Origin of the sequence: Candidatus Allofournierella merdipullorum, assembly GCF_048426865.1 — a bacterium.
In the GTDB taxonomy this organism is placed as follows: domain Bacteria; phylum Bacillota; class Clostridia; order Oscillospirales; family Ruminococcaceae; genus Allofournierella_A; species Allofournierella_A merdipullorum.
Genome location: NZ_DBFNWJ010000043.1, coordinates 80020 through 98482 on the forward strand (window position 1 = coordinate 80020; position 18463 = coordinate 98482).

The following is an 18463-nucleotide window of genomic DNA, read 5'->3' on the forward strand; positions in this document are numbered from 1 at the left end:
CTTCAAACGTGATACAGGAGGAATTTTGAATGTCTCAGGAAACTTATACGCTGCATGTGGCTGGCCTCACGCGTGAACTGCCCATCTGCGCCATCAACGAGCATCTGGATATCGCGGCTTTCATCATGTTCAGCGACGTGGAGCTCACCGTTGCCTGCGCCGAGGAACTGCTGAAGCGCTGCCCGGAATTTGATGTGATCGTCACTGCCGAGGCCAAGGGTATCCCGCTGGCTTACGAGATGAGCCGTCAGAGCGGCAAGCTGTATATCCCTGCCCGTAAAGCTGAAAAACTTTACATGAGCGACCCGGTCATTGTGGAGGACGAGTCCATCACCACCAGCGGCAAGCAGAAGCTGGTAATCGACCACAAGGATCTGGAAGCCATGAACGGCAAGCGGGTGCTCATTGTGGATGACGTGATCAGCACCGGCGGATCGCTTCATGCGCTGGAGGCTCTTGTTGCCCGCAGCACCGGCACCGTTGTGGCCCGCGCTGCCGTTCTGGCGGAGGGCGACGCCGCAGACAGAACGGACATCGTTTATCTGGAAAAACTGCCTCTGTTCCTGCACTGAGCGCCATGCGCCGCCCGGCTGCCGCCTTTGGCGGAGTATACGTTTTCACTCAGCTGGCTGCTGTCATGCTGCCGCCGGCGGCTTTTTTGCCGCTTGCGGCAGTTTTTGTTTGCGCCGGTATCATTGGCTGGGCGCGGGGAAGACACGGCTACCATTGTGTTTTTCCATTGGCGATACTCACAGCGTTTGCTATGCAGTGTATTGGCTTTACACTACAGGCACAGCCTGCTTTTTCCCTTGGGGGCAGGCGGATCGACGCGCTGGCGGAGGTCGTGAGCGCAGAACCGGGATTTGCCGAGGACACTGCGAGAGTGTGCCTGCGATTGCTGGAAACAACGGATTCGGGAGAACCATTGCCCCATGCCCTTGTTTCGGTGGATGTCTTTCCCGACTGTGAGGAAGGGCAGAGGTTCCGTGTTGTGCTTCGTTTGGAGCAGCTGGAGAAGGACGAATATTTTTATTCCAGCCTGGCAGACGGCGTGTATTTGCAGGGAGAATGCGTGGAAACACCCGAACCCGCTGGGCAGAGCGGAAGCGTTCTTTACGCGTTCCGCCGCTTTCAGCAGCGCTTTGCCGCAAATGTGGCCCGGTATCTGCCACGAAACGAAGGCGGAGTGCTGGCGGCAATGGCCAGCGGCGACAAGAACCGTTTGACGGAAGATGTGATCGAAAACTATCGTGCGGCCGGCATCTCCCATCTCCTGGTGGTATCCGGTCTGCATCTCAGTCTCGTATGCGGTGTGTTTGGGGCGAGGACCGGGCGGTTTTGGCGGCTGCGAGCCGTGACGGCGATTGCAGTGGTGCTGTTTATGATGGCGCTCACCGGCTTCTCGCCGTCGGTGCTCCGGGCGGGCATCGGCGCACTGATTTTGCATCTGGGCAGTTTGTTCCTCCGCTCGGCTGACCCGCTTACCTCCATGGGCCTCGGGGCAGTGCTCATCAGCCTGCAAGGGCCTTATGCAGTGTGCGACATCGCATTTCAACTTTCCTTTGCCGCCGCGCTTGGTGTGGTGCTGGCGGGGGAAACACTCCGGCCTCTGCGCCCGAATGAAGAAGAACAGGAAGCTGTGCCCTTGCGGCAGCATCTGTGCTATCGCGGGGCAGCGCTCCTGCTGCCCACCGTATTTGCGGCGCTGTTCACACTGCCCGTGCAGCTGCTGGGTGGTCTTTCGGTCAGCGGAGTGACAGTACTTTCCAATTTGCTGGCCCTTCCGGCAGCAGGGTGCAGCGTGGTGTTCGGAATGTTGGCCGGTGTGTGCGGCTTTGTTCCGTGGCTGGAATTTGCCGCACGCGCTTTCTCGCTTTTGGGAGGCCTTTTGGCCAAATACCTGAACGGTGTTGCTGCTCTTTGTGCCGGGCTCCCGCTTGCCCAACTTCCGCTGCCGCGGGAGTATACGCTCATTGTGCTGGCTGCGTCAGCGGGGGCAGTGTTCTGTGCATGGCGGCTCGGATTCAAGCGCCGGGCGTGGCTGGTTGCCCCGCCTTTGGTGGTGCTGGGCGTCGTTTGGGCAATGGCGCTGGAGCAGGGCACGGTGGAGATCGCGGTGCTGGGCAGCGCGTCCAGTCCTTGCGTTGTCACTGTGCAGGAGGGGCAGGCCGTGGTAGTGTTCCGGGGCGGCGAGGCCAATGCGGAGCAAGTGCGGGAATATCTTGAAAGCAAAGGGGTCAGTCGACCGGAGTGGGTGATAGATCTGCGCACCGGCGCGTCATCCACGCCGCCCGAAGCAATACATACTCTTTCTGTCGAGGATTTTGCGGTGAACCAGGCCCAAACCCTGTCCGTTTGTGATATAATGACAACAGTCATTCGCCTGCAAAAGGGAAGCCTTGTGGTGCTGGATGTGGCGGGCTGCAAAATCGCCGTGCCCTCAGGAACTGCAAATACCGGGACCCCGGTACAGGTGGATTTTGCGGTGACATCAAGCGTCGAGCCGGCCAACCTGCAGGTGGAAACCCTGATCGCACGAAAGGCATACGATTGGCAGACCCGGCGTGACTGCGATGTGTACTACGCGCCCCGCGGCGCCCGGCTTCTGATCCGTCCGGGCCGGTCGGCGGTGTTGAAAGGAGGAAACTATGCTCTACAATAAAACGCAGTGGCGTGAATCGCTGGAAAAGAACGCCTCTGTTTACTATTTCTATTCCTCCGATCCGTTCTTGGCCCGCACAGCCGCAGAAAAGACTCTTGCGGAGCTGGCCGCCGCCACCGATGGGGAGATCACCGTCCTGGACGGCCCGGCCCCCGGTGTGGAAGAATTGGTGATGGCTGCGGGTACGATCTCCTTCTTTGGTACCCGGCGCATCGTCTCGCTGCCCAATCTGCAGCCTTCCTCCTACGGCGAAAAGGACCTGGAGGAAGTTTGCGACGTACTGGACAGTGCGGAGAACGCTACCTTTGTAATGTTCAGCGTTTTCACCGAGGAACGCGGTCAGCTCAAAATCGGCAAACAGGCCAAAAAGCTCATCGCCCTTTGCGAAAAAGAGGGCTACGCGGCGCAGATGGTCCATCCCGGTCCGCAGCAGCTGCGGGCGCTTTTGCGCCAGCGTGCCAAGGAACAGGGTACTGAGCTTTCGGAAAACGCCGCGGCGGCCATGCTGGAGCGGTGCGGCCAGGACATGTTCCTTTTAGAGAACGAAGTGGACAAGTTGGCAGCCGCCAGCGGTTATACCGAGATCACCCCAGCGCTGGTGGTGGAGATGGGGACCCGCAATCTGGAAGCGGATGTCTTTGACATGGTGCGCTGTGTGACCTCCCGCAACGCTGCCCGTGCCTGCGAGATATTGGAGGTACTGCTGCGCCTCAAGACCGACCCCATTGCCATCACTGCGGCGCTGAGCAGCAGTTTTGTGGATATGTACCGCGTCAAGGCGGCGCAGGCGCAAAAGCTCGACTATAATCGTGTGTACAAGGACTTTGGCTACACCGGCAAACCTACCCGCCTGCAGATCAGCGGGCGAAACGCCGCCAGCTATACCCTCGGTCAACTGGGCGCATGCCTTGAGGTGCTGGCGGAACTGGACGACGACTTGAAGGGCGGCTCGCCCACGGCTCCGGAAGTGCTGCTGCAAACGGCGTTGTGTCGGTTGTCCGCCGCGGGCGCGGGAGGACGGCGATGACGGGCGTGCGGCCGCGCATCCGTCAGGTGTTGGTGGTGGAAGGGCGCTACGATGCGGCAGCTCTCACCAACGCTGTGGATGCGCTGATTTTGACCACCGATGGGTTCGGCATCTTCAAGGACAAGGAGACCCAGAGCCTGCTGAAAGAGCTGGGCCGGCAAAGGGGCGTTATCGTTTTCACCGATCCGGATGCCGCGGGCTTCCGCATCCGCCGCTTCGTCGCCGACCTGGTAGGCCTGGAATATGTGCGCCATGCCTATGTGCCGGCGGTGGAGGGCAAAGAGAAGCGCAAGGAAGCCCCCGGCAAGGAAGGACTCCTGGGCGTGGAAGGCTTTGATGTGGAAGCATTGCGGCAGGCCGTACTGAATGCCGGCGGGCGGGAAACAGCGCAGCGCGCCGGACGTGCCATCACCTACGGTGACCTTTACGCCTGGGGCCTTTCCGGAACGGCGGGCAGCAGAGAAGAACGTTACGATTTTTTGAAGCGCTTGGGCCTGCCGCCGCGCCTTTCCAAAAAGGCTTTGTGCGATGTTCTTAACAGCCTTTATACCTGGGAAGAAATCAATGAAATGCAAAACGGACCGCAGCGGGGCTGACGCCCGCGCCGCGGTCCGTTCTTTTATTTCAATTCGCCGTCCAGAAGCTGGCGGCAGTACCAGGGCTTTTCGAGTGTAAAGCTTTTTCCGCACACGGACGAAAGAGAGGGAGGGCAGTCCGCCGGGAAAGTGAGCCTCCAGGCGCACAGTGCCTGATACTTGAAGTGAAGCAGCCGGTTCACGGCATTCTGACCGTATTTTCCGTCCCCCAGAATGGGGCAGCCGATGCTGGCCAGATGGGCGCGTATCTGGTGGGTGCGCCCTGTGACCAGATCCACTTTCAAAAGGGCCAGCCGTCCGCTGACCGCCATCGTTTCGTAGCGGGTCTCGATGGGCACCGCGTCCGCCGCCGGGTGGTCTGCCACTGTGACCCGGCCCCTTGCCGCATCTTTTTTCAGCCAGCCGTTCAGTGTGGCCGCCGGGGGTTCCGGGCGGCCAAAGGTGACGCAGAGGTATTCCTTTTTCAGCCGCCGGGTGCGAATGAGCTCAGTGAGGTCCGCCAGCGCCTGGACGGTTTTTGCTACCAGAACAAGGCCGCTGGTGCCGGTGTCAAGCCGGTGGCACAGCGCCGGAATAAATCCCTCGCCGGGGCGGTACTCGCCTTTGTTATAAAGATACAAATGGACCCGGTGGATAAGGGTGTCCGGGTCATGCTCATCGTTCACCGGCAGACCGGCAGGCTTGTCGGCAATGAGAAGATGGTCGTCCTCATACACCACTTTGGCGGGATGCTTTGCCTGCAGAAACGCGGGCCCTTCCGCAGGTGGGGCGGCGCTCAGCTGGTCGGGCAAAAGGAACAGCTTGATCTCGTCGCCCGCCTGTACCCGGGTGGAGAGAGGCTGCTTTTTGCCGTTCAATTTTATTTTGTTCTCCCGCAGTGCCTTGTTCAGCCGGCCCGGCGTCAGCACGGGGTACTGCTGCATGAGATACTTATCCAGCCGAATGGGCAAAAGGTTGTTTACACGGAGCACTTCCATTTATTGAATCACCAGATCCTTTCCTGCCAGTGGCCGGGCGTCCTGGGTGTCCAGCGACACCATCAGCCAGCCCGCGTCGCTGTCGTCCACGTCCAGAATGGAATATCGCTGCCCTTCGCAAAGAATGGCCGCGCCCGGAACGAGCCGGCGGCGGGCAAGGGGCGTGTCGTAAAACAGCACTACCTTGTTTTCATCCGCCTCGCGGCCGATGTCGGCCAGATTCAGGCTTAAAACGCCCTCAAACCAATAGTCGTCGGAGTAATCTGCAATGCGCAGGGGGAACGCTTCGCTGTAGGGCACAGCAAGGTCATGGCTGTAATTGTCCAACCCCGGTGCGATCACATACAGCGCGGGCTCCGGCTCGCCGTTGCCCACCCGGGCATACAGAGCGCCGCACCAAGCGCCCTGCTCTGCAGCGGCGTCGGCCAGCTGCAGGAACGTTTCGGGCCGTTCGGTCACATACAGGCAGTCGGCGCGCATCCCGCCGGAAAGCAGTTCGTTGACGAAGCCGGCGCGCAGGGCGGCCACGGCCTCCTCATTGTATCGGGCCACCACCGAGGTGTCGGTGCTGTTCATCCCTTCGTCAGCTGCGTACAGGGCCAGTTCCATGCCGGTCTGCGTCAGCGGATCCAGTGCGACGAGGGTGCTGTAACGTCCGCTCGTTTTTTCAAAGAAATCGGTGGTGGAGCTGAACGCCGGGGTGGTGCCGGTGACAAGGTCGGTCTCGGTGGGGGTGTACTCCCGCAGAGAGGCGACCTTTTGCGCCAGCGCCGGGCTCAGATCAACCAGCTGAACAATGCACAGGCAAGCCAGAGCCGCAATGCCCGCGTGCATGAAACGCACTACGCTGCACAGGCGCAGCAGGCCTGCCACAGCCGCCAGCATGATGAGATAATACACCGGCCAGAAGAGCCGGCCGCTGCTACGCAAGGTGGTGGCAAGCCGGATCAGGGCCTGGGGCAGGGGAATGCGGAACAGGGTCGCGCCATTGGCTGTGACCACATGGCTTATCGCAAAGGCGGCGAGGCAGACGCAGACGAATAGCAGCCAGCCGTGGCGGCGGGCAAGTGACAGCAGGCGGGCACGCAATGTCCAGACGCCCCACACCGCAACTACTGCAGCGGCAAGCAGAACCCCCAGACCAAGATAGTTGAAACCGTCGTAGTTTCCGCCCGTCTGATTCTGAACAGGCAGGAACAGGCTCCAGACAACGCCGCGGCTGGTGGGGTTCCACAGGGCGTTCAGATTCATGGAGAAATAGCCGTACTCATTGCCCGCGCCGCCCGCGCCGGAGCCGGCGGAACTGAATACGCCGAACAGCCAGCCCACACAGGCAGTGGCCGCAAGGTTTACCGCCAGAAAAGCGGCGGGGCGGGCAAAACGGCGGCTTTGCCAGGCTTGTCCGGCCAGCAGCGCAAAGGTGACGGCATAAGTCATGGGAACAAAGTAAGGATGCAGGGCGATGGCCAGAGCGTTGACGGCAAAAAGGCCTTTAAAAGCGAATCGGTTTTCGCGCATGCCCAGCACATAATAATATAGAGCGGCAAGAATGAGAAAATGCGCCGCCAGTGAGGTGTGACGGAACGCACGCTCCAGCAGGATGGGGCTGAACACAAAGGGCACCGCACCCAGCAGCGCTGTCAGGTCCGAGCGGGCAAAAAGCCCCACAAGCAACGCGGCAAACCCGCCTTGCAGCGCAAAGCACAGCGCGGTGTAAAGCCCGAAGTACTGGAACGTCTCGGGCAAAAGCGGATTCAGCAGGCGGAAAAAGGCCGCAAAAAGCGGGATGGAATCGGTGAAGGCGATGCTGGTGCCGTCCGGCCAGTTCAGGTGGTCCGTCTCACACAGAGGCAGCGAAAGGGGAGACTGGCGGTAAAACAGCCAGCCGGCGTAATGCTGCTGCACATCCTGTTCAATGTAGCCGCCGCGCAGGAATGCATCGTTGGTCACATCCAGCGCAGAGACGCCGTATATACACAGAAAGGCGGCAAACCCCAGCAGGGCTCCCAGCCAAAAAAGACGAATGTTACGCTTGTTGTTCGGGGTCATCGCAGCCTCCGTTTAAGGCCGCCCGGCTTTGAGCGGGCGGCGTGTTTTCATTATTATAAGGCATTGACCGCAAAAATACAATTTCCCGCCTGTGTTGTTGACTTTGCGGGGTGGGTATTGTATTATAAAATAGCTTTTTAGCTGAGCCGCTGTGGCGGAACTGGCAGACGCAAGGGACTTAAAATCCCTCGGTGGCAACACCGTACCGGTTCGATCCCGGTCAGCGGCACCACGCCGGAGCAAACATTTGTTTGCTCCGGCGCTTTTGCTTTTGCAGCGGGGCATTTTAAATTTCCGTCAAAATGGAAGAAAAAGGGGCTTGCATTTTGTAAACGGAATTGATATAATGTAAAAAATTTGCGAGGGAGGCGGCAGACATGCGGATGAAAAAATTGTTTCTGAAGAACGAGCTGCTGGCTTTTTCGCCGGTTTTGTTTCCAGTTTTCAAAGAGGCATTGGTGCTTTAACACCAATGCCTCTTTTTTGGGCTTTCTATGCGTCGGCGGGTCTCCCGCAGGCTTTTAGAATAGAGCAGCAAAGAGCAAGAGGAGGAAATGTAAATGAACGAGAAAGTGAATGAGGGTATTTTTGACGCCCGCCAGCTGGGTGTGCCCAAGATGATCATCCTGGGCGTGCAGCACACCTTTGCCATGTTCGGCGCGACCGTGCTGGTGCCGCTGTTGACCGGCCTGAACGTGTCCACCACGCTGCTGTGCGCGGGTCTGGGCACCCTGCTGTTCCACCTGATCACCAAGGGCAAAGTTCCCGCGTTCCTGGGTTCTTCTTTCGCCTTCCTGGGCGGCTTCGCCATCGTGGCTCCCATGGCGGCGGACGGCACCCCCAACACCGAGATGCTGCCCTACGCCTGCGGCGGCGTAGTATTCGCGGGTCTTGTGTATCTGGTGATGAGCCTGCTCATCAGCGTGTTCGGCATCGGCCGCATCATGCGCTTCTTCCCGCCTGTTGTGACCGGCCCCATCATCATCGCCATCGGTCTGATCCTGGCCCCCAGCGCCATCACCAACTGCGCCACCAACTGGCTGCTGGCTTTTGTGGCTCTGGGCACCGTTGTGGTCTGCAACATCTGGGGCAAGGGCATGGTCAAGATCCTGCCCATCCTGCTGGGTGTTCTGGTGTCCTACGTTGTTGCGCTGGTCACCAACGCAGTGGACTTCGCCCCCATCGCTCAGGCCAGCTGGTTCGGCATCCCCGTGCACACCAACGCTCTGGCCAAGTTTGACATCTCCGCTATCCTGACCATCATGCCCATCGCTCTGGCCACCATGATGGAGCACATCGGCGACATCGCCGCCATCAGCGCCACCACCGGCAAGAACTACATCCGCGAGCCCGGCCTGAACAAGACCCTGCTGGGCGACGGCCTGGCCACCACCATGGCCGGCTTCCTGGGCGGCCCTGCCAACACCACCTACGGCGAGAACACCGGCGTGCTGGCCCTGACCAAGATCTACGACCCCCGCGTGATGCGCATCGCTGCCGTGTTCGCCATCCTGATGAGCTTCAGCCCCAAGTTTGATGCGGTCATCAACACCGTGCCCACCGCCATCATCGGCGGCGTCTCCTTCATCCTCTACGGCATGATCAGCGCCATCGGCGTGCGCAACGTGGTCGAAAACCAGGTCGACTTCACCAACAGCCGCAACCTGATCATCGCCGCGGTCATCCTGGTGAGCGCTCTGGGCTTCAACAGCCTGGGCGGCCTGACCTTCCAGATCGCCGGCGTGAGCATCACCCTGTCCGGTCTGGCCATCGCTGCCATCGTGGGCATCCTGATGAATGCCATCCTGCCCGGCAACGACTACCAGTTCGACAAGGTCGACAGCGAGAACGCCGAGAACCCCATGAACATGCAGGTGTGAGCCCTTCGGCCACGCTGAAGCGAGCAGCCCCGCCGAAAGGCGGGGCTGTTTCAGACTTACAGGGGCGGGCTGCCGGCGAAAAGCGCCCACAGACGCTTGTTTCCCGAGGAAAATTGTACTATAATATCCGCATACGCTTTTGCAGTTCGGGCTGTGCGGCAGGGGAAAGGCCGCAATGCGAAGAGCAACCGGTCCGGAACCTGCATAAAGTGAAATAAATGAATAGAGGGGAATGGATGCAATGAAGGAGTACGGTTCCATGGACCGGGCCGCGCTGGAGGCAGAACTCAGCTTTCAGCAGAGCCAGTACGACGCGTTCAAGCAAAAAGGGCTGAAGCTGGATATGTCCCGCGGCAAGCCCTGCCCGGAGCAGCTGGACCTTTCTGCCGACATGATGAAGCTGGAGAACTACATCGGAGAAAACGGTGTGGACGCCCGGAACTACGGTTATCTGGAGGGCATGCCCGAGGCCCGGCGCTTCTTTGCCGACCTGATGCAGGTGCCCAGCCCTGAGCAGGTGCTGGTGTGCGGCAACTCTGCTTTGTCCACCATGTATTATCTGATCGATTTGGGTTGGCGCGTGGGCTTCTCCGATTCGATCCGCCCCTGGCGCTTCTGCACCAACATCAAGTTCCTCTGCCCGACCCCCGGCTATGACCGCCACTTCAAGGTCACCGAGTATTTCGGCTTCCAGCTGATCCCGGTGCCCATGCTGGAGACCGGTCCCGATATGGACGTTGTGGAGCGGCTTGTGAAAGACGACGACAGTGTCAAGGGCATCTGGTGCGTGCCGGTTTACTCCAACCCCGACGGATACTCCTACAGCGACGATACCGTGCGCCGTCTGGCGGCCATGAACACCGCCGCCCCGGACTTCAAGATCTTCTGGGACGACGCCTACTGTGTGCACACCCTCACCGACAAGGTGTATGAGGTGCTGTCCATTCTGGATGAGTGCGAAAAAGCCGGACATCCCGACCGGGCAATGGTCTTCTGCTCCACCAGCAAGATGACCTTCCCCGGCGCCGGCGTGGCGGCCGTTGCCTCCAGCCGCAGAAGCATTGAGCACATTCTACGGAACATGAGCTCGATGATCATCAGCTACGACAAGATGAACCAGCTGCGCCACGTCCGCTTCCTGAAGGACCGCAAGGGCGTGTTGGAGCACATGGCAAAGCATCGGGCCATCATTGCGCCGAAGTTCGACCTGGTGAAGGAGATCTTTGGCCGCGAGCTGGGCAGCTGCCCCGGCATCGCCCACTGGACGGACCCCCAGGGCGGCTACTTCCTGAGCCTGTATGTAATGGACGGCTGCGCCAAGCGCACGGTGGAACTGTGCAAGCAGGCGGGCGTTGTGCTGACTCCCGCCGGCGCCGCTTATCCTTACGGCATCGATCCCCACGACCATCACCTGCGCATTGCGCCCACCTATCCCAGCCTTGTGGAACTGGAGCAGGCTGCGACGCTGCTGTGCATCTGTGTTCGTATCGCCACGCTGGAAAAACTGCTGGCCGAATAAATTCATACCTCAAAAGCCGCCCTCTGAAAAGAGGGCGGCTTTTTGCATTTGAAGGAACGTTGACAAAGGTGTAGAGGAGTGCTATATTTCAATTAACAATTAAGTAAAATGTTAAATGAGGTGAAGCCATGGCGATGCAGGACACATTGCGTGCTCTCGCGGACCCCACCCGCCGGGAGATATTGACACTGCTGCGGGCCGGCCCGCTGACAGCGGGGCAGATCGCCGAGCGGTTCCCGGTGTCGGCGGCGGCCATTTCGCGGCATCTGTCTGTGCTCAAGGATGCCGACCTTGTGCGGGACGAACGGGACGGCAAATACATTCGTTATGAACTGAACGCGTCGGTGCTGGAGGAGATCCTTCTCTGGCTGACCACGCTGAAAGGGGAGGGAAACGATGGAACTCTTGAATAAACGCAAGACACTGGCCGGGTCTGTGCTCATTTTGCTGCCTGCGCTGGCGGGTCTGGGGTTATGGACACGCCTGCCCGGTGAGAACAACCTCGCAAAACTGGCCTTTTGCCTGGGGATGCCCGCCGCCATGCTGGCGACCTACTGGCTCTGCCTTTTGCTCACTTTTCACACCAACCGAAAAAACGGCCAGAGCAAAAAGGCGCTGGAGCTGATCTACTGGCTGCTGCCCTGTATCTCGTTGTTTTACTGTGCCGGCACCTGGGCAGTGGCGCTGGATGTGAAACTGGGTTGGGAGCGTCTGCTGCCCGCAAGCCTGGGCCTGATGTTCCTTGTCATCGGAAATTACATGCCCAAGATGAAGCAGAATCCTACCTTGGGTATCCGTCTGCCCTGGACGCTGGCCAATGAAGAGAATTGGAACCGCACCCACCGCATTGGCGGCAAAGTGTGGGTGGCGGGCGGCCTTGTTCTGCTGCTGTGCTGCCTTTTGCCCGGGGCCGCCATGGCCGTGGGAATGCTGGTGTCCATTGTCGTTCTGGCGGTGGTGCCTTGTGTCTATTCCTACCGATTGTACCGCAAACAAGTTCGGGATGGAAGCTGGAACGGATGCCTGTTCAGATCCAAAGCAGACCGTGTAGTAACGGCGGTGGCCCTCGTGATTTTGGCTGTCGCCGTGGTGGGCACACCGGTACTTCTTTTCACAGGAGACATCCATTATACGGTGGGCGAGAACGCATTGCAGATCGAGGCAAGTTATTGGAATGATGCCGAAATAGACTACGCAGATGTGGAAAGCATCGAATATGCCGAGGGCATCCAGGCCGGCAGCCGCACCAACGGGTTCGGATCGCCCCGACTTTCCATGGGAGCATTCCGCAACGATGCCTTCGGCAGTTATACCCGCTATGCCTACACCGGCTGCGATTCCTGCATCGTGATGCAGGTGGAGGGGAGGACCGTGGTGCTCAGCGGCGCGGATGAGGCCGCCACAAAGGCGTTCTATGAAGAGCTGAATGACAGGATTTTTGGCTGAAAATCTTTTCTTTGCGGGAAAATATGCTATACTGTTTGTATAGTGATTTGACGGCGGCCCAATGCCCGCCTACCGCCCAAGGAGGAAACTGCCATGAAATGTCCGTACTGCGGCGAACTGGATTCCAAGGTGATCGACTCCCGCCCCACAGAGGACGGGGAAAAGATTCGCCGCCGCCGGGAATGCCTGAGCTGCGCCAAGCGATTCACGACCTACGAGATCGTGGAGACCGTGCCTCTGATGGTCGTCAAGCGGGACCGTTCCCGGGAGGCCTTTGACCGCCAGAAACTGCTGGGCGGCATGCTGCGCGCCAGTGAGAAACGGGAGGTCAGCTACCAGACGCTGGAGGCGGCGGTGGACCGCATCGAGCAGACGCTTCTGAACAGCTACGAGCGGGAAGTAACCTCCATGCACATCGGTGAGCTGGCCATGGACGAACTGAAGAAGATCGACGAGGTGGCCTATGTGCGCTTTGCCTCGGTCTATCGGCAGTTCAGCGACATCAACACCTTCATGGACGAGTTGAAGGATATGCTCAACGGCCACTCCTCAAAGCATACTGAAAAATAAATGACCGGTCATCAGGATCTGCGTGCGGGCCTTTCCAAGCTCGCTTTGCAGGTCCTGTTGATTATCCGGGCCAACATAGGCCGACAACCCGCCCAGGCACATGGCGATGCCGCTGAGATAGTCCCGCTTGATGAACAGCGCCATCCAGTGCTCCCGGCGGGCAAAAAAAGCGTTCATCTCGTCGATGGTTCTAAGGGCGGCCTCGTAGTCGCCGCCGGCGCTCAAGATACCGATGCGGTCCAGGTCCTCCAAAAGAGTGTTGTTGGTGGTCCGCACCAGGATGCTGCTGACAACGATCAGCAGCGCAAGAAAAACCAGCAGCCCAAAGGCTGCCCGCACACGTTTCATTCGATCATCCTTTCAATCGGAGAGCCGCTGGTTTCAGCGGCTCTCTTTTTTGACCAGCTGCACCTGGCCGGAGTCGTCGCCCAGCAGCAACAGGACCTGCCGCCGGGCGCACTTGTGCTGACGCAGAACTTTGTCCAGCCATTGCTCGTTCCTGCCGCACCAGGCGAGATTATCCGCCAGCACCCGCCCGTCGATGATGAGGGGCACTATGGGGGTGCGGGCCTCGGGCGGCGGCAGCTTCAAGTCCTCCCGCGTGGGCGTATCCTTCTGCGGCATCCGGCTGACGCTTAAAGTGCCGTTGGTCTCCACCAGTGCGTAGTTCACCTCGGAGGGGTCAAAAATGTCCTTGCCCCGCAGCGCTTCCAGCAGGTCGCTGGCGCTGAACCGAAGTTCCCGCAGGGTCTTCTGGTCGATTTTTCCGCCCCGTATCACTGCCACCGGCGTTCCGGATAAAATCTTTGCCGCGGTGGGGCTCATGTAGCACAGAGCCGAGGAAAACAGTTCCAGCACCACGATCAGGCAGACGGGCGCGAGGCTTGCGGCCAGCGGAACTTCCGGGGACTCGATGGAGATGGAGGCCAGATTGGAGATGAGAATGGTAGACACCAGCTCCGAGGGCTGCAGTTCCCCCAGCTGGCGTTTGCCCATCAGCCGCATGGCCGCCACGATGAGAAGATAGATCATCAATGTGCGAAGCACCAGCACCAGCATACAAAACTCCTCCAGGCAAGTGGTTTTGAAAGGACGGCTCCGGGGCATACTAACCGGCGAGGTGAAAAACGATGCCGATGCCCCTGACCCCTTCGCTGGGCGAAAACATCGCCCGTCTGAAAGAGATGTTTGGCAATTCCGTCGACCTGTATGCAAAAACCGTCAACGTGCGTGGCGTGCCCTGCTGCCTGTGCTTTTTCGAGGGCCTTTCCACCCTGGAGCGGCTGTGGGTGGTGATGCTCTCCATGCTCAACGAGACCCGGTTTGAGCCGGCGAACGGGCTGGAACTGTTCGATTACATTCAAAATCAGACCGACCTGCCGGTGGAGAACACACCGGTGGAGGATTTCGATGCGTTGCGCACCCAGCTGACCGCGGGAACAACGGTGATGCTCATTGACGGCTGCCGTAAAGCGATTGTTCTTTCCACGCAGAATATGCAGTTCCGCTCGGTACAGGAGCCTTCCGGCGAGGGAGACATCCGTGGCTCCCGGGAAGGCTTTTGTGACCTGCTGCGCATCAATGTCAGCCTTGTGCGGCGGCTGGTTCGCACCGAAGGCCTCACAACGAAAATTTTCCCGGCCGGCGAACGCACCGGCACCGAAGTGGCCATGCTGTACGACCGCACCCTGGCGAAGCCGGAGTTTGTCGCCGCCATCGAGAAAAAGCTGAAGTCGGTGGATCTGCCCGTGCTGTTCGACAGCGGATATCTCGCGCCCTATCTTCACCGGGGCAGCTTCAGCTTTTTTCAGGAGGTGGGCTACACCGAGCGGCCGGTCACTGCCGCCGCCAAGATATGCGAGGGAAAAATCATTGTGCTTGTGAACGCAAGCCCCTTCGCGATGATCGTGCCCTACTTCTTCAACGAAAACTTTCAAAGTCTGGACGATTACGCCGGCAAGGCCTACTTTGCCAGCGCCGTTCGACTGCTCAAGTATACGGCTTTTTTTCTGTCGGTGCTGCTGCCGGGGGTGTTTGTCTCCATTGCGGAGTACACACCGGAGCTGTTCCCGCCGGAACTGCTTTATAAAGTAACAGCGGCGGCGACCGCAACGCCGCTGCCACTGTTCATGGAGATGATGCTGGTCATCGTCCTGTTGGAGATCATCCGGGAGGCCGGCCTGCGGCTGCCAAAGCCCATCGGCCACTCGGTGAGCCTTGTGGCGGCCCTCATCGTGGGCGATGCAGCCACAAAGGCGGGTATCATGAGCACGCCGGTGCTCATCGTGGCGGCACTGACCACCATTTCCATCTTTGTCATTCCGTCGCTGTACGAACCGGCCACCGTGCTGCGGGTGCTGTTTGTGCTGGCAGGCGGTTTGTTCGGGCCGTTCGGCCTTGTGACGATGTTCTTTCTGATGCTGGTGAGCATCTGCGGCATGCACTCCTTCGGCGTGCCTTACACTTCGCCGCTGATACCCTTTGGGCGGGGCGCCCTGCGGGACGGCCTTGTGCGCATGCCCTGGCAGCGGCTGGCAAGCCGCCCCTTCGATGTGAACGACCTGCCCGGTGGAGAAGAAAACTATGGATCGTGAGTCGCTTTTTGAACAAAAGCAGGCGGCAACGCTGGTGCTTGCCGCCTTTTTGACCGACAGCTTCATTCAGCCCTTTGGGCGGCAAATCGAGGTCCTTCCTGCCCGGACGGCCATCCTGTCGGGCGCGCTGCGGTTTGCTCTGCTGTGCGCAGTGATGCTCGTGTACCTCCGCTGGTGCGGCAGACAGCGGCCCGGCCCGATGCTCTCGCTGCTTTTGTGCGGTGCGCTGGTGCTCTCCGTTGCGCTGGAGGTCATTCAGGGGGAGCGTTTTTACAACTACGTGATGCAGCAGCAGCTTCCGGCGCTGCTGTTCCTCATCCTGGTGTTCGGTGCGGCATATTATGGTGCGTTTGCCGGTGTACAGGCGCTGGGACGGGCGGCCTGGCCGGTACTGACGCTGGCGGCAGTCTCCGTTCTGGCGCTGGGGTGGTCGGTGGCGGGGCAGATGCAGTTCAGCCATCTTCAAACGCCCGAAACAGATATCAAAACGCTGGCCGGGCTTGCCGTAACGCGTTTTTATCTGCCGCCGGAACTGATTTTGCTGCCTTTTTTGTCCCGGAGCGGGGGCAGCGGACGGGACGCGGCAAAAATGATCGGGGCCGTGTTCCTGGCGGACAGCCTGCTTGCCCTTTTGGGTGAGATGACTCTGGGGGCCGCGTATACCAGCGAGACCCAGCCGGTGTACACCATCGCGCGTCTGGGCGGGCTCTCAGTGTTCCGCCGGCTGGACGCGCTCCATGTGGGGGTATGGCTGCTGCTGTTCCTCATCAAGATCAGCCTGTATTTTGCCGCATTTGTGAAACTGTGGCGTAACGCAAAGCCGTGTAAAGGACATTGCCCTTACTGGATCGCGCTGGCTGCCGTTATGGTGGTATTTCTGGCGGTGTGGAACCAAAATGAATCGCTGGCGCTGATCGTGCAACAATGTTTGTTGGCGCTGGCACTGCTGACTGTGCCGCTGCAACGGTTTTTCCGGGAGAGGAGGAAGGCCCCATGAAGCGATGGTTGGTTTTAGGGCTGCTGCTGGGAGCGGCTTTGCTGACAGGCTGTTCCGGCAGCGGCCTGAGCGACAGGGTGCCGGTGAAAGCAATTTACGTGGAAAAGGAAACGCGGTTCGAAGCGCGGCTCCTGGTGCTGGACGCTGCGCCCAATGCGGACACAGGCCAGGTGAGCGAACAGGCTCTATGCCTTTCGGGCAGCGGCGACACCGTGTACGAAGCGATGCTGAACGCGGAACAAAGCGAAAGCCGGCGGCTTTTCTACGGACAGGGCGAACTTTTGTTCATCGGGCCCGGCTTGATGGAGGAGGGAGCGTTCGACGCCTGCCGTTATCTTGCCAGCAACACCAGCGGACGGCCGAACATGGCGGTCTACGGCCTGGACACCGACCCCGCCGGATTTGAGCAGCTACAGGAAAAGGGGACGGATTTTCTGTGCAGCGTGCAGCAGCTGGAAAAGCGCGGCATCTTCAAAACCTATCTTTATCAGTTCGGCGCGGACTCTGACTGCGGGCTTATCCCCGGTTTGTCGGTGAAAGAGGGGAGTGCGTCCTTTGAAAAGCTGACGCTTTACAAAGACGGGACGCCGGATGCCGTCTGGAAGGGGGCAAAAGCGCAGCTTGCCCGGCTGCTGGCGGGGCAGGCGGACGCGCTGGAACTCACGCTGGAGCCGCTCTCGGTGAGCTTTCAGCTTCGCTCACCCAAGCTGCGCTTTCAGCCTTCCTACAGCGAGCAGGGAATGGAGCTTGCGGTGAATTTCAGCGGCGCCATCCATCGGCTCGTCAGCCCGGAAGGCGCGGCGCTTCCGGGGAAAGACAAAGGGCTGGAACAGGCCATCGACAAAGAAGTGCGGGTCCTGCTGGAAGAGCTTGTGGCTGACACGCTGGGCCGGGGCAACGACGTGTTTCTTCTGAGCAGCCGATTGGCGAATCTGGACGAGGGCCTCTGCCGGGCCATGGGATCCGACGGCCGCCTCGCTCGGCCGGGAACGGTCAAATTTCATTGTCTGCTGCGAATGGTATAAAAATGCACCCGGAGAAAAATCAATTTTGCCCGGATTGGAAATTGCCAATCCGGGCTGTATATTATATAATATCATATGTATGCAGTCCGGCGGGCAAAGCTGTGCCGCCAGGGAAAGACGGGGGACAGGCTCTGCTGCGTCCGGAGGCTGCGAATCAAAGAGAAAGGGTGTTCTTATGCCAGCGTTTTCCGTACCGTTAAGTGAACTTGCGGCCACCTTGAAAATGGATACCATCTACGCCCCGAAAGAACTCTCCGACATCCCCATCTATACGGCGGACGTGAACCGTCCGGGCATTATGCTGGCGGGGTACTACCAGTATTTTGACGCGAGCCGGATCCAGATCTGCGGCATGGTGGAGATCTCCTACCTGAAGGAGCTGCCCGAGGCCGACCGACGCCGGCATCTGGAGAAGATGCTTTCGCTGAAGCCGCCTGCCGTCATCATCAGCCGCGGGCTGGAAGTTCTGCCGGAATTTTTGGAATTTGCCCGTCAGTATGAGGTGCCGCTGCTGGTTTCCACCGAGAGCACATCCACGCTGCTCAGCTCCCTCATCAACATCCTGAACGTGGAGCTGGCCCCCCGCGTGACCCGTCACGGCGTGTTCGTCGAGGTCTACGGCGAAGGCATCCTGATCCTGGGCGACAGCGGCGTCGGCAAGAGCGAGACCGCCGTGGAGCTGGTGAAGCGCGGCCACCGTCTGGTGGCAGACGACGCGGTGGAGCTGCGCAAAACTTCCAACCGCACCATCGTTGGCACCGCACCGGAAAACATCCGCCATTTTATCGAGCTGCGGGGCATCGGCATCGTCAACGTGGCCCGTGTGTTCGGTATCGGCGCGGTCAAAGTGAGCGAACGGGTGGACCTTGTGGTCCAGCTGGAGCCCTGGGACAAAACCAAGAACTATGACCGCACCGGTCTGGAAAACGACACCTATGACATTCTGGGCGTGCAGATCCCCTGCACGGTGATCCCGGTCATGCCCGGCCGAAACCTTGCAGTCATTCTGGAAACGGCGGCCATCAACAACCGCCAGAAAAAGATGGGGTATAACGCGGCCAAAGAGCTGCTTGCCCGCCTCGGTCTTGAGGACGATGTGGGCATTTAAGGGGAAAGGAAGC

Annotated in this window: 17 protein-coding genes and 1 tRNA gene; 14 read left to right on the forward strand and 4 right to left on the reverse strand. The window is 59.6% G+C overall.

What is annotated here, in order from left to right; all coding sequences use genetic code 11:
• Window positions 1–29 precede the first annotated feature (29 nt).
• The 4 genes from ACMNAY_RS07485 (at window position 30) to ACMNAY_RS07500 (ending at window position 4285) form a co-directional block, all read left to right on the forward strand.
• Complete coding sequence (locus ACMNAY_RS07485) at window positions 30–572, forward strand: phosphoribosyltransferase family protein (RefSeq protein WP_394966299.1); 543 nt, start codon at window positions 30–32, stop codon at window positions 570–572.
• A 65-nt stretch (window positions 573–637) separates the two neighbouring features.
• Window positions 638–2662, forward strand: coding sequence for a ComEC/Rec2 family competence protein (locus ACMNAY_RS07490; RefSeq protein ID WP_418718970.1), 2025 nt, complete (start codon window positions 638–640; stop codon window positions 2660–2662).
• A complete protein-coding gene (gene holA / locus ACMNAY_RS07495; RefSeq protein ID WP_418718971.1) occupies window positions 2649–3689 on the forward strand; it encodes a DNA polymerase III subunit delta in 1041 nt (346 codons plus the stop codon). The genes ACMNAY_RS07490 and holA overlap by 14 nt, the downstream gene beginning before the upstream one ends.
• Window positions 3686–4285 carry a toprim domain-containing protein gene (locus ACMNAY_RS07500; protein WP_418718972.1) on the forward strand — a complete coding sequence of 200 codons (600 nt, stop codon included), beginning with the start codon at window positions 3686–3688 and terminating at the stop codon, window positions 4283–4285. Before holA ends, ACMNAY_RS07500 begins: the two co-directional genes overlap by 4 nt.
• A 23-nt stretch (window positions 4286–4308) precedes the next feature.
• On the opposite strand, the gene ACMNAY_RS07505 is transcribed toward ACMNAY_RS07500, so the two are convergent.
• Together ACMNAY_RS07505 and ACMNAY_RS07510 are read right to left on the reverse strand one after the other, a co-directional pair.
• Window positions 4309–5262, reverse strand: coding sequence for an RluA family pseudouridine synthase (locus ACMNAY_RS07505; RefSeq protein ID WP_418718973.1), 954 nt, complete (start codon window positions 5260–5262; stop codon window positions 4309–4311).
• Window positions 5263–7311: a DUF6311 domain-containing protein gene (locus tag ACMNAY_RS07510; RefSeq protein WP_418718974.1), complete on the reverse strand. Its 2049-nt coding sequence runs from the start codon at window positions 7309–7311 to the stop codon at window positions 5263–5265.
• A 145-nt stretch (window positions 7312–7456) separates the two neighbouring features.
• Between ACMNAY_RS07510 and ACMNAY_RS07515 the strand changes: the two genes are divergently transcribed.
• The 6 genes from ACMNAY_RS07515 to nrdR all read left to right on the forward strand — a co-directional run bounded on the left by ACMNAY_RS07515 (window position 7457) and on the right by nrdR (window position 12726).
• Window positions 7457–7543: transfer RNA gene (locus tag ACMNAY_RS07515), tRNA-Leu, on the forward strand.
• A gap of 328 nt (window positions 7544–7871) precedes the next feature.
• A complete protein-coding gene (locus tag ACMNAY_RS07520; protein WP_418718975.1) occupies window positions 7872–9191 on the forward strand; it encodes a uracil-xanthine permease family protein in 1320 nt (439 codons plus the stop codon).
• 241 nt (window positions 9192–9432) lie between these two features.
• Entirely contained in the window at window positions 9433–10710 is a 1278-nt protein-coding gene (locus tag ACMNAY_RS07525) for an aminotransferase class I/II-fold pyridoxal phosphate-dependent enzyme (RefSeq protein ID WP_418718976.1), read from the forward strand.
• Window positions 10711–10838: 128 nt separating this feature from the next.
• Complete coding sequence (locus tag ACMNAY_RS07530) at window positions 10839–11123, forward strand: autorepressor SdpR family transcription factor (protein ID WP_418718977.1); 285 nt, start codon at window positions 10839–10841, stop codon at window positions 11121–11123.
• On the forward strand, window positions 11107–12156 hold the full coding sequence (locus ACMNAY_RS07535) for an SdpI family protein (RefSeq protein ID WP_418718978.1): 1050 nt from the start codon (window positions 11107–11109) through the stop codon (window positions 12154–12156). The genes ACMNAY_RS07530 and ACMNAY_RS07535 overlap by 17 nt, the downstream gene beginning before the upstream one ends.
• Before the next feature lie 93 nt (window positions 12157–12249).
• Window positions 12250–12726, forward strand: a complete 477-nt coding sequence (nrdR, locus tag ACMNAY_RS07540) for a transcriptional regulator NrdR (protein WP_177521291.1) — start codon at window positions 12250–12252, stop codon at window positions 12724–12726.
• Here nrdR and ACMNAY_RS07545 read toward each other — a convergent pair.
• Both ACMNAY_RS07545 and ACMNAY_RS07550 read right to left on the reverse strand, forming a co-directional pair.
• Window positions 12706–13074: a DUF4363 family protein gene (locus ACMNAY_RS07545; RefSeq protein WP_418718979.1), complete on the reverse strand. Its 369-nt coding sequence runs from the start codon at window positions 13072–13074 to the stop codon at window positions 12706–12708. The two genes, nrdR and ACMNAY_RS07545, sit on opposite strands and share 21 nt — an antisense overlap.
• A gap of 33 nt (window positions 13075–13107) precedes the next feature.
• Window positions 13108–13785 (reverse strand): DUF421 domain-containing protein, encoded by a 678-nt coding sequence (locus ACMNAY_RS07550; RefSeq protein ID WP_418718980.1) that lies wholly within the window; start codon window positions 13783–13785, stop codon window positions 13108–13110.
• A 71-nt stretch (window positions 13786–13856) separates the two neighbouring features.
• On the opposite strand from ACMNAY_RS07550, the gene ACMNAY_RS07555 reads away from it, so the two are divergent.
• The 4 genes from ACMNAY_RS07555 (at window position 13857) to hprK (ending at window position 18450) form a co-directional block, all read left to right on the forward strand.
• Window positions 13857–15320, forward strand: coding sequence for a spore germination protein (locus tag ACMNAY_RS07555; protein ID WP_394966277.1), 1464 nt, complete (start codon window positions 13857–13859; stop codon window positions 15318–15320).
• The gene (locus ACMNAY_RS07560) at window positions 15310–16317 is read left to right on the forward strand and encodes a GerAB/ArcD/ProY family transporter (RefSeq protein ID WP_418718981.1); all 1008 of its coding nucleotides are present in this window, start codon (window positions 15310–15312) and stop codon (window positions 16315–16317) included. Before ACMNAY_RS07555 ends, ACMNAY_RS07560 begins: the two co-directional genes overlap by 11 nt.
• Window positions 16314–17342, forward strand: coding sequence for a hypothetical protein (locus tag ACMNAY_RS07565; RefSeq protein WP_418718982.1), 1029 nt, complete (start codon window positions 16314–16316; stop codon window positions 17340–17342). Before ACMNAY_RS07560 ends, ACMNAY_RS07565 begins: the two co-directional genes overlap by 4 nt.
• 175 nt (window positions 17343–17517) lie before the next feature.
• A complete protein-coding gene (gene hprK / locus ACMNAY_RS07570; protein WP_177521538.1) occupies window positions 17518–18450 on the forward strand; it encodes an HPr(Ser) kinase/phosphatase in 933 nt (310 codons plus the stop codon).
• The last annotated feature ends 13 nt before the right edge of the window (window positions 18451–18463 follow it).